7 protein-coding genes and 1 tRNA gene are annotated in these 12,190 nt (G+C 34.2%); 6 read left to right on the plus strand and 2 right to left on the minus strand.

All coding sequences use genetic code 11. From position 1 onward, the window contains the following. Positions 1-201 precede the first annotated feature (201 nt). The 6 genes from BN2628_RS13035 (at position 202) to BN2628_RS13060 (ending at position 10,743) form a co-directional block, all read left to right on the plus strand. Positions 202-921 carry a hypothetical protein gene (locus BN2628_RS13035; protein WP_021931924.1) on the plus strand — a complete coding sequence of 240 codons (720 nt, stop codon included), beginning with the start codon at positions 202-204 and terminating at the stop codon, positions 919-921. Positions 922-1,009: 88 nt separating this feature from the next. Further along, entirely contained in the window at positions 1,010-3,556 is a 2,547-nt protein-coding gene (locus tag BN2628_RS13040) for a T9SS type A sorting domain-containing protein (RefSeq protein WP_044224536.1), read from the plus strand. Positions 3,557-3,572: 16 nt separating this feature from the next. Then, positions 3,573-6,848, plus strand: a complete 3,276-nt coding sequence (locus BN2628_RS13045) for a SusC/RagA family TonB-linked outer membrane protein (protein WP_052431362.1) — start codon at positions 3,573-3,575, stop codon at positions 6,846-6,848. Between the two features lie 12 nt (positions 6,849-6,860). Further along, positions 6,861-8,789 carry a RagB/SusD family nutrient uptake outer membrane protein gene (locus BN2628_RS13050; protein WP_257606484.1) on the plus strand — a complete coding sequence of 643 codons (1,929 nt, stop codon included), beginning with the start codon at positions 6,861-6,863 and terminating at the stop codon, positions 8,787-8,789. 12 nt (positions 8,790-8,801) lie between these two features. Continuing rightward, a complete protein-coding gene (locus BN2628_RS13055) occupies positions 8,802-9,560 on the plus strand; it encodes a DUF3823 domain-containing protein (protein ID WP_044224530.1) in 759 nt (252 codons plus the stop codon). Positions 9,561-9,645: 85 nt separating this feature from the next. Beyond that, complete coding sequence (locus tag BN2628_RS13060; protein ID WP_044224527.1) at positions 9,646-10,743, plus strand: glycoside hydrolase family 43 protein; 1,098 nt, start codon at positions 9,646-9,648, stop codon at positions 10,741-10,743. A gap of 85 nt (positions 10,744-10,828) precedes the next feature. On the opposite strand, the gene BN2628_RS13065 is transcribed toward BN2628_RS13060, so the two are convergent. Both BN2628_RS13065 and BN2628_RS13070 read right to left on the minus strand, forming a co-directional pair. Continuing rightward, a complete protein-coding gene (locus BN2628_RS13065) occupies positions 10,829-11,434 on the minus strand; it encodes a nitroreductase family protein (protein WP_044224524.1) in 606 nt (201 codons plus the stop codon). Between the two features lie 323 nt (positions 11,435-11,757). Continuing rightward, positions 11,758-11,831 (minus strand) — tRNA-Thr (locus BN2628_RS13070). Positions 11,832-12,190: the final 359 nt, after the last annotated feature.

Raw genomic sequence — 12,190 nt, forward strand, 5'->3', positions numbered from 1 at the left:
TTTAAAATGTAAAAATACAGAAGTTTTTATGTTTATGCCAAACTTGGATTTGCTCTATCCATTCAAAAAAATGTAATATCTCGTCAATTAGGCATTGAGAATTGAAACTACCATTTTTTGAACGGAAATCATCGGCCTTTATATTCTATATTTTATTTCTTCGTAGTATCATTTATTATTTAATTCTAAAAAATTTTTATCATGAAAAATTTACTATTACGAACATTGGGATTATTATTGGTGTTGTTTTCTTTAGAAGTAACAGCTCAGGTTACTTGTTATGGAGAAGAGTCAAAAACTCCAGATTTTTGGTTAGACCATTTTTATTATGCAAAGTGTACCGATTATGAAAGTACAGGCTCTCAACTTTTCGGAGGAAATTTGGATTGTGTAGAATTTACGGCAGGTAGTACTATTGATTTTACCGATATTTATGTTTCGAAAGATGCTGTATATACCGTTATGTTATATTATGGGATAGGTTGGTGTGATGAACTTGGAGCTTATGTTGACCTTAATGTAAATGGGCAGTTTACGGATCAGTTAGTGCTTTTTCCATCAGCTATAGTGGGAGAGGATGCTACATATCAATTTGAAGTCGAGCTGTATTCAGATTATAATAATGTAATTCAATTGAAAAATGTGAAAGATTGGCCTGCTTTTCGAGGGTTCCAGTTATCATCTAATGAAACAACAAAAGTAGCTACAACAGATAAAAATATTTGTAAGGTATTTTTTACAAATGGTAGTCTTTTTGTAGAAAATATGTTGGGAGTTGACAATCATATTCAAATAAATTCTATAGATGGAAGATTGATAAAATCAGTAACTACAGATGCATCATCTTATACTACTTCGTTATCAACAGGATTATATGTTGTTAATGTAAATGGGAATCTTACAAAAATCTTTGTAAAATAGAAAATACATATTAATATTTTGGTTATTAATGAAATATATCATATTTCATTAATAACCAAAAAGATGATCATATTTAAATGCCGGGAAAATGCGTGTAAAGATTTATAATAACATTGTTTTGGGGATTATTATCTTATTTACTGCTAATATGGGGATAATCAGTGCACAAGAAGTTTCATATTTAAAGTCGGGTAATGTAACTCTTCAAGTAATTTCTGTAGATAATAATCAATTTGGGATATCTTTTATTTATAATGATACGGAGATTCCGACTTTGGAGCCTGGTTTTCCTGTACATTTAGAAGTAAAGCAAAAAAAAGTCGTTGGAAAGTATAATGCGTATGAAATTGACCAAAATAAATTGGTTTGTCAAGCTGTAATAAAGACGGAAAGAGGTTCTGAGTTTGCTATTAAAGATATTTATATAGCAAAAGGTTCTGGAACTTTCGAGTTACAGCGTAGTTTAGAAGTTGTTTCGGCAGCAAGCGTAGATTCATATTTCAATTCTCTTTTTGGATTTCAAACCGATAAAAATTGTAATAAAATTACTGAAAATGAATATTTTATACCAGGAGTTTGGTATAAAGCAAATTTTACAACTGCTGGCAATATTCCGGAAACTATACCTCAGGCAACAGATACTTACTTTTATTATAGAGAAGACCGTATTACTTTGCCGTTAGTAATGTTTAGAAATCCAGAAACAGGAACTACAGTTTCTATAATGCATAAAGATTCAGACCCGCAAACAGTTGTTGCAGATGCTAACGGAATGCGTATAAATGAGAATTATCAGTATGGAGCTTTAGGAGTGAAGCAAGAAAACAATATTATATATACGACGTTTATATATCCAGGCTCTGAAGCAGAGACGAAGAATGGCCGGGGTATCCGTTTCCACCCAGTTAAGCAAGGACTTAAGCAGCAATATAATTTAGAGATTGTTTTTTCTACGACTATGGATTATGCTACGTCTGTAAAAAATACATGGAATCATGCTTTTGATCTTTATAATCCCAAGGTTTATGATGTAGATCTTTCTTCAGCATATGACGGGCTGATTGAGACTTTGTTGAAATATTATGTCCCTTCGATTGATAAAGGAGGTATATATGATGCTGCGGGATTTCCTTTTCAGGTAAGTCTAGAAGATTTTACTCCTCAGGGAATTACATACCAAATGGGATTTGTCGGAATGCAGATTGCTACTGGTTATTATCTTTTTAGGGAGGGAGTTGAGAAAGTGGATAATGAGGTGCAGGTCAAGGGCGAGTCTGTTCTTAATTTTTGGGCGAATAATTGTCTTTCGAAGTTAGGTTATCCACGTACATGGTATGATCCGGGAATAAATGGGAATAAAGGAACTTGGAGGATAGGAAGCGATATGCATGTAACTACTGGAGGAATGGAAAGTCTTATTGCTGCATGGTGTTTTGCTAAGCGTAACAATATTGATAGGCCTCAATGGCTGGATACCTGTAAAAAATTTGGTAATTGGCTGGTGGAGAATCAAAATGAAGATGGAAGTTATTATTTTACATATAACCATGATTATATAACTCCAGAAGGTAAACATCCTGTAGGAAATTATAATAAATTTTTGACGATTTGTGCTGTACGTTATTTAGTCGAGTTGTATATTGCAACAAACGATCCATTATATAAAACTGCTGCATTAAAGGCTGGTGAGTTCTGTTATAGGAATATTCATGAGCAATATTGTTATGTAGCATGTGTAGTTGATAATCCACAGACAATAGATGGGGCTTCTGGACAAAAAGCCTTATATGCTTTTCTTTCTTTATATGATTTGACGAGAGACCCTAAATGGTTACAAGCCGCTGAGCAAGCTGCTACTTATACTGAAAGTTGGGTATATTCTTTTGAAATCCCTGTTGAGAGTGATAGAACAGAGAATACTAGTTTCCCGAAAGATAGAAGTATAGTTGGACAGCAACTAATTGCCATTGGACATGCTGCTGCAGACTTGGGATTTGCTTGGTCTTCTTTTGCTTATTATCGTTTATATCTAGAGACAGGTAATGAACATTATTTACATGTGGCTCGTATAGCAGCTCACGATACCAAGCAATCAATGAATTGGGATGGTTCTCTTTATCCTGGACAGGCAAAAGGACTGCAGTTAGAAGCATTTGGAGTTACAATTCCACGCAGAATGAATGGTGTTATGACCACGCTGAATTGGAATTATGCAGCACATCTTGATCCTATGTTCCGCTTTAAAGATGCATTTGGAACACCAGATTTGGAAGAAGTGGAGAAAATGTCGTGGCAGGAGCGGCAAAGGTTAAATACGATTTATTCGAAAATGCAGTCTGCTAATTATGGGCAAGATATCGATACTGATTTTGAGAGTATAAATCAGGATACATTTTGTATTTATCCAAATCCAGTTAGAAAAAATGATGATTTATGTATCGATATTCCAATTGTATCGTCAGATAATTATATAATGGAGATTTGTGATTTGGGAGGACATATTGTAGCTGTTGAAAAGATTGGTTCTCTTCCTGTACGATATACTATGAAGGTTGGAGAAGTCCCTTCTGGAACATATATATTAAAAATAAAGGGTAGAGAATTCTCTTTGTCTCAAAAAATTATTATTCAATAAATTTAAATCTGACATTATGGATAAAGACAATTGCGGTTATATACGACGGAATAACAGAATATGGATACATGCTTTATTAATGTTGTTTTTTTCTTTGGATTTTGTGTACGCCTATTCTATTGGAATTGTTCAAGAAGGGAAAATTTTGGTGAAAGGTGTTGTTGTTGATACAAATAATGTCCCTTTGATAGGTGTTAGCGTTATAGAGAAGGGAACAAATAATGGGACAATGACGAATATGGAAGGTGCATTTACAATTACGGTACAACAAGCTGAGTCAGTTTTGTCTTTTTCTTATCTTGGCTATGTGGGGCAGGAAATAAAGATAGGAAACAGAAGTAAGGTAAATGTCACACTTTTGGAGAGCATGAGCGAGTTGGATGAAGTAGTTGTTGTCGGTTATGGAACCAAACGAAAAGGAGGTGTGACTGCTGCTGTTTCTACTATTGGGAGCCAAGATATTATTCGTAGTACATCTACGACGACTTCTGGTGCAATAGTAGGAAAGATTGCGGGTATTACGGCTCGTCAGAAGTCTGGACTTCCAGGAGCTGGAACAAATCTTCAGATTCGTAATATGGGGGAACCTCTGTATGTTATTGACGGTATTATAAGTGATGTGAATGCTTTTAATAGTATAGATGTAAATGACATAGATAATATATCAGTGTTGAAAGATGGATCTGCTGCTATTTATGGAGTAAAAGCAGCCAATGGAGTAATTCTTGTAACGACAAAAGGAGGTAAAAAAAATCAGCAAGCACAAGTAAGTGTCAATGCATATACAGGTTGGCAGCAATGGACAAAATATCCGGAAATGTTGAATGCTTATGAGTGGTCTTATATAAATTATATGAAAGAAGTCAATGATGGAATCAAGTCTTTTGATTATACAAATCCAGAAAAAGTGGAAGCTGCTAGAGCTGAATTGGAAAAGTATAAATCAGGGTATTATAATCCTGAGACAGGAGAAGATTATCGGGGATATGACTGGTGGGAAGAATATATAGATAAAGCTGCACCACAAAATTATATTAATGCCAGTATTATTGGAGGGTCTGATAAAGCTTCTTATTATGTGTCTCTTTCTCATGTTGATCAAGATGCTGTTTTAAAAGAATTTAATTATAATAGGACCAATCTTCAAGCCAATTTTGATATTCAGATTAATAAAAATGTTAAAATTGGATATCAAGGTTATGGAAAAATAGAAAAGAATATAAATCCCGCGGTTACCTATGATGCGGTTGCCAGTTCACTCTTTGAATTGCAACCTATCTATAGGCCTTATGCAAATAATAATCCTCTTTATTTACAGTATTACAATACGAATGATGGCTCTCGTAACATTTATGCTTTTACGAAAGATAATGCTGGAACCTATGATAAAACTTGGAGGACAATAAGAAATAATATTACGTTTGAATATAAGACTCCGTTAAAAGGGTTAAAGTTTAATGCTCTTTTTTCTTACTATTATGCCAATAATATTGAAAATAATAATGCTAAAGGATGGAAAGAATATTCGTATGAATGGGTTCCTTCTAAACAGGCTATGGATTATGTTCAGAAATATGAGAAGAAAGATACAGAACGAGCCAGGAACCGAGAGAATATGGAGGATATTACAGGGCAGTTTTTGCTAAATTATGATAATATATTCAATAATAAACATCATATTACAGGCGTTGTTGGCTTTGAGTTTTATCAGCGTGACCAGAATTCTTTATGGATACGTCAAAACCCAGTTTCAAATCCTTTTGTTGATTTGATGACAACAAATGAAATAAATGCTACAGGGGAAACGAAAAGAACTATATCAACAGCAAGTTTTGTATTTCGGGCTTCATATGATTTTGAACAGAAATATATTATAGATTTTGCGGGTAGATATGATGGTAGTTGGAAATTTCCTAAAGGAAATCGTTGGGGATTTTTCCCTTCAGTTTCAGGAGCTTGGCGTATTTCTGAAGAAGATTTTTTTAAGGAGTCATCGGTAGCAAATTGGCTTTCTAATGTTAAATTTAGAGTTTCTTATGGAGAAATGGGTGATGATAATGTGGGAACCGCCGATTTTGATTTTTTGCCTGGATATACTTATGGAGAAGGAACATCATTGATTCCGTCAGACCCAATTAATAGTGGTGTAGGAGAAATGCTTTATGGAACGAATATACGGCCTGTTCCAAATGACCAGATTTCATGGATGACGGCTTCTCTTCTGAATATAGGTGTTGATTTGGGTTTCTTTAATAATAAATTGACTGCAGAATTTGACCTTTTTAAAAGAAAAATAGATGGTATAGCTGCTATTCCGGATAATTTGATTTTTCCCCTTGAAAGCGGTATGACAGCTATGGCTCAGAATTTAAATTCAAATGAAAATGTGGGTGTTGATGGATTTATTAAATGGAGTGACAAAATTCGGGATTTTAATTATTTTGTTGGTGTAAATTTTACTTTGGCAAGACAAAAGAATGGAAAAAGAAATTCAGAACTATTTCTAAATGCTATTGATAAATATAGGTGGAGTCAAAGTAATCGTTGGGCTAATGTTACTCAAGGACGTGTTTGGATGTGGGAGACTATTGGAGTATTTCAAACACAAGACGAAATAGATAATTATCCGGTTAACATTGATGGAAATAATAATACTTCATTAGTCCCTGGTGATTTGATTTTTAAAGATGTAAATGGCGATGGAATTATAGATGATTTGGATAAACGACCATTAGGGTATGCTTCTGTAGATTGGCCTTGGGCTACTGGTTCTGAAGGAGGAAATAAGAATCCATTAATGTCATTGGGTATTAATTTCGGATTTGAGTGGAGAGGTATTGATTTTGCTGCCGATTTTGCTGGAGGCTTTATGAATACTTTTGTTCCGGACTGGGGATTAAAATGGGGAGCGTCGAGAGCTGTCAATGGATATGTTTATAATAATCTGAATGTATGGCATCATGAAGATATTTTTGACCCGACATCCCCTTGGGTTCCTGGAGATTTTCCTGCGTTAAGGACATATAATCCTTCTAGCCGAAGTGATGATGATTTTTATACAAAAGAGATTAATTATTTGCGTTTGAGGAATTTAGTTGTCGGTTATAGTTTACCACAAAGATGGACACAGAGAGCATATATCCAAAAATTGAGGCTCTATTTTGAAGGAAGTAATCTATTTTGTTGGGATTCTATGAAGAAATTTGGGTTTGATCCGGAAATATCGACAACAAACGGACGGGATTATCCTCAACATCGTACTTTTACAATAGGTGTAAACTTAACTTTTTAATAGTCAGTCATTATGAAAAATAAGATCGAAATTTTATTTATATCTCTAATTGCTTTTATATTCGGTTCTTGTGAAGATTGGCTTACACAAGAGGACAAAAGTGCAATGAGTACAAGCCAAACTTATTCATCCATTGCTTCTATTAGTAGTGTTGCTGCAAATTTGTATTCTCGATTGAATTATCCGCAAGATTTTACAATAGATGATCAATCTCTTGACTTGACCAGTTGGGATGAAGCATGTAATAGTAGTGCTTATTGGGCATCGGCTGCAAATAAGAACCAGGATTATCGTCAATTTTATGATTATACTTTGATTCGTTACATTAATTCCCATATTCAATCTTTACAGACGGATATTTCTGCATCCATTCCAGAAATCTATAAAAAGTATTTTTTAGCAGAAGCTCGTTATATTAGAGCTTTTGTGTATTTCATATTGGTTTCTCGTATGGGAGGAGTGCCTATTATTGAGGAGGTACAAGAGTATACGTTAAACCCATTGACATTAGCTCGGCCTCGAAATAAAGAATCAGAAGTATATGATTTTATTTGTAAAGAGTTAGATGAAATCCTGGATGATTTATCATTGGCTTCCACGGCTCTTACAACTCGTGCTACCAAAGGGAGTGCGTTAGCTCTGAAATGTAGAGCTATGCTGTATGCAGGAACTATTGCTTATAATTATGATAAAAATTTATCGAAAGGGCTTATTTTATCAAGTGGCGTCACTGGTATTGATAAAAGCAAAGCGAATGAATATCTGCAGAAATGCCTGGATGCTTATTGGGAGTTAGAGAAGATGAAGCAATATTCTTTATACAAGGTAAATGCGGATTTAGCTTTAAACTACACTGATTTGTTCCTTAAAAAAGCCGCAAATCCAGAAATTATTTTTAGTAAAGATTATGATGGTCAAAATTTCCTTAATTATTTTACAAGCCGGGCTATTTGTCGAGCCATGAAACCGTCCCCTAAATCAGGCTCCGAAATCAGCCCTACTTTGAATCTTGTGGAATCTTACGAAAATGTTTCTACCCGTAGTTTGGAGAGTATAAATCCTTATAATGGAGATATTCAGGTAGAATCAATGGGAATGAATACCTCTACTTATGATTATAAAATATATGATAATCCAGAGGATATTTTCAAAGGCAGAGATCCTCGATTAAGTGCTACGATTCTATACCCAGGAAGTTCTTTTAGAGGAAATGCGTTGGATTTTCAAGCTGGATTAGCTGTGAAAAGTGGAGATAAGTTTGAGTTTAAATCGGTACAAATAATGGATGACTATTTGGATGCTACTAAAGGTTATTATAATGGCGTTCGAATGACAGGAACTGAGGGCCCCCACAGAACAAGTACAAATGTTTCTCATACAGGATTTCTAATCCGAAAGTTTGTTGATACAGCTTCTGGTTCAGAGGCAAGTGGTTCGAGCACAGTTCCTTATATTGTTTTCCGTTATGGGGAAGTTTTATTGAATGCAGCAGAAGCCGCTTTTTATTTAGATAAAAATGGAATAACTACATATAAAGATATAAATATGCGTCAATTAGCTCTGGATTGTATTAACCAGATTCGTAAACGGGCAGGAGGAGAGTCGTTTGCCATTACTGATGCAGAGTTGACTTTTGATAGAATAGTATCGGAAAGAAAGGTTGAACTTGCATTTGAGGATCATCGGTATAACGATTTGAAACGTTGGAGGATTGCAGATGAGGTATGGGATAATGATCCGGATAGTCCGACTGCTGTTTTATTTGGATTATGGCCTTATAAAATATATGCACCGGGAGAATCGATAGATGGAAAATGGTTGTATCGTAAAGTCAAGTTAGATTTCCGTTCATCACCGATTTATTTTGACCAGAAGATGTATTATGCAACTTATCCAATGAATAGTGGGAATCCATATGTTGAAAAAAATCCAAATCATTAAAAGATTAAAAATATGAAAAATGTGACGATATTAAGTCTTATTGTTCTACTTATTTGCCTGTTTTCAGCTTGCGAATATGATAATTATGATGCACCGTCTATTGTATTTAGTGGTAATTTAGTAACGAATGGGGAAAGTTTTCTTTATGATGGGAATCCTAGCCGTCCGGTATTAAAATTGATTCAAAAAGGTTTTGGAAAAGTTGATGATGGGACAGTTGTTCGAATTGATGAAAATGGAAAGTTTCAGCAATTGATTTTTGAGGGAGATTATTGGTTGACATTGAATAATACAAAATATCCTTTTGAGTTTGTTGATTTTAATTCTTTGGGAAATGGATTAGGCTATGATAGTATTTATATGAATATATCATCTAATGTAAAGAGAGATTTGGAAGTAAAGCCTTATTATAACATTAGTAATTTTTCTGTTAATGTGGAAGGGGATAATATTGTATTGAGAGCAGATGTTACATTGAATCCTGCAATGAAAGAGGTAGCTCCGAAGGTAATTTTTGCAAGAGGATTTATTAGTACTTCTTCGAAAGTAAATAGTCAGACAGTTTGTACAAAGTCAAAACGAGCAATTATAACAAGTACAGGTAGTGTTGAGGTAGCTATACCGATACATAATAATGTAACGGCATATAGAGAAATATATATTAATAATTTTAGAGATTATGCGTTTTGTCGGATTGCTTTGGAACTGGACGGTATTCCTAATTATTATTTATTTTCTGAGATTAAGAAAGTTGAAGGTGTTCCTTTATGAAAACTATATTAGAAAAAATGGAAATTTTAATTTGCTATTTCTGCCATTATATAAATAATTAATAACAGAATAAATTATTTTAAATATGAAAACATTCAAATTAGTATTATGCTTATATTGTCTTTTGGTCTGCTTTTCTTGTAAAAATAAGTCTATGGAAAAGCAAGGAAATAATCTTTTAGAACAAAAAACATTTACAAATCCTTTACTCCCCAGAGGTCCAGATCCTTGGGCTTTATGGCACGATGGTAATTATTATTATATGCATACTATGGCTGATAGTATAGTCTTATGGAAAACATCAGATATAACAGATTTAGAAAATGCTGAGAAAAAGACAATATGGATACCCACGGACCCGGCTAACTCTTATGACCTTTGGGCTCCGGAGATTCATTATATCGATGGAAAATGGTATGTATTATATACAGCAGATGATGGAAACTCGGATAACCATCAACTATATGTATTGGAAAATACTTCAAAAGACCCTTTTGATGGAAAATTTTCTATGAAAGGACGTATTAGTACCGATAAAGATAATAATTGGGCGATAGATGGTTCTTTTTTTGAACATAATGGGAAGTTGTATATGGTTTGGTCCGGTTGGCAGACACGTAGAGTAAATACACAAACCCAATGTATATATATCGCTGAAATGGAAAAACCTTGGAAATTACGTTCTGAGAGGGTACTGATTTCTAAACCTGAATTTGAATGGGAGCGTAAGTTTATCAATCCTCAAGGTTGGACCCCACCTGATACTATTTTGGTGAATGAGGGACCTCAGCCTCTAAAAAGCCCGGATGGAAAGTTTGTTCATATAGTTTACTCAGCTAGTGGTTGTTGGACTCCACATTATGCATTAGGGATATTGACTGCAAAAGAAAACAGTGACCTTTTAGATCCAGATAGTTGGTATAAGTCAGCTAAGCCTATTTTTAAACAATCACCGGAAAATAAGGTTTATGGAACGGGCCATAATAGTTTTTTTAAATCTCCCGATGGAAGTGAAGATTATATTCTATATCATGCGAGAGATACGGAAGTAGATCCTCCAGGGAAGGGAGATGTACGTTCCCCGAGGGCTCAGAAAATTAACTGGGATAAGAATGGATATCCAGAATTAGGTGTTCCAGTTCCAATAACAGAGATATTATCAAAACCTTCAGGTACTAAATAAAATAGTAAATATAAATGCCATATAATATATGTCTAATTTATATGGCATTTATATTTACTATTTGATTACCAAGAACTAATATATATTATTTAAATATTTTGATTCTATTTTCCAATGGTAGTATTTCTTTTTTTGGGGGTGTTTGTAAAGGAGTGCCGAATGGCATTTGTGCGATAAGTTTCCAGTGAGCAGGTATCGCCCATTGGAGATGTATCGGCTCATCTATAAGAGGATTATAGTGTTGTAACGATGCACCGAATCCGGCATCCTCGAGTAATGTCCATATTGTTAACTGATGCATGGCGGATGTTTGTTGTGACCATATAGGAAATTTGTCTTGGTACGTAGGAAATGTTTCTTGTAGATGATGAACGATAGATTCGTCTTCAAAGAAGAGAATTGTCCCATAACCGGCAGCAAAAGATTGGTCAATTTTCTTTTCTGAATTGATAAATGTTTCGGGGCTGGTTATAGCTTTTAGGGTTTCCTTTACAATCTCCCATAATTTTTTATGCTGATTTCCTAATAGAAGGACGATACGGGTAGACTGGGAGTTAAAGGCTGAGGGAGTTGTTTTTATCGTGAACTCAATCAGCTCTTTTAGCTCTCCTTCAGAGATAGGTGATTCGTTACTGATGGCATAGTACGATCTACGATGTGCTAAGGCCTCTTTCAAGCTTTTATTTGACATAATTATTTAAAAGTTAGTATTTTATCTATAACAATTTTTTTATAGAATTGTTTGGAAAAGTAGTGTGCTATAATGATTTTAAACATAGGTTGCATTATACGGATATGTATTTATTATATTGAGGAAAATTATGTATTACTTTTTAGAAAATATACAATATGAAAAGTATTTGTGAATAAAAGGTGAAAGCTGATTTTAGAATATGTATCTTATAAAATTCTTCCAATTTTTATATTGAACTATTGCTTTCAGTCTGGATTTATCCATTTTTTAGATATAAAAAAAGCTGTTTCTTTTATTTTAGGAAACAGCTTCATTAATTGAGCCGATAGAGGGATTCGAACCCACGACCCCGAGATTACAAATCACGTGCTCTGGCCAACTGAGCTATATCGGCAAATGGGTAAGCTGTCTACATCGCGTCGCTACAACCAAACTACCCTTGCTGCGGTCAAGCCCTGGGGGATTCGAAGGGAGCTGACCGTGTAGGACTTACCCGGCTGCAAAAGTAGATATTTTTCCTGGTTCTGCAATAGATGATGTTGATTTTTTTTCTTGCTTATATACATTTGTCTCTATTTTAAAGAGTTATATGTTGTATTTTTTTCAAAAAAATGTAATTGCCATGTTATTATCATATCATTTTTACACATTTTATTGGCTGAAATAGGCTGGTTTGTATTAAAAGTGATAACTTTGTAACGGCATTGTTCATAAAATTAGACTCAAAAATAAACAATAAGAAAAATAGAAAAC

The sequence above is a fragment of the Gabonia massiliensis genome, from assembly GCF_001403595.1.
In the GTDB taxonomy this organism is placed as follows: Bacteria; Bacteroidota; Bacteroidia; order Bacteroidales; family Coprobacteraceae; genus Coprobacter; species Coprobacter secundus.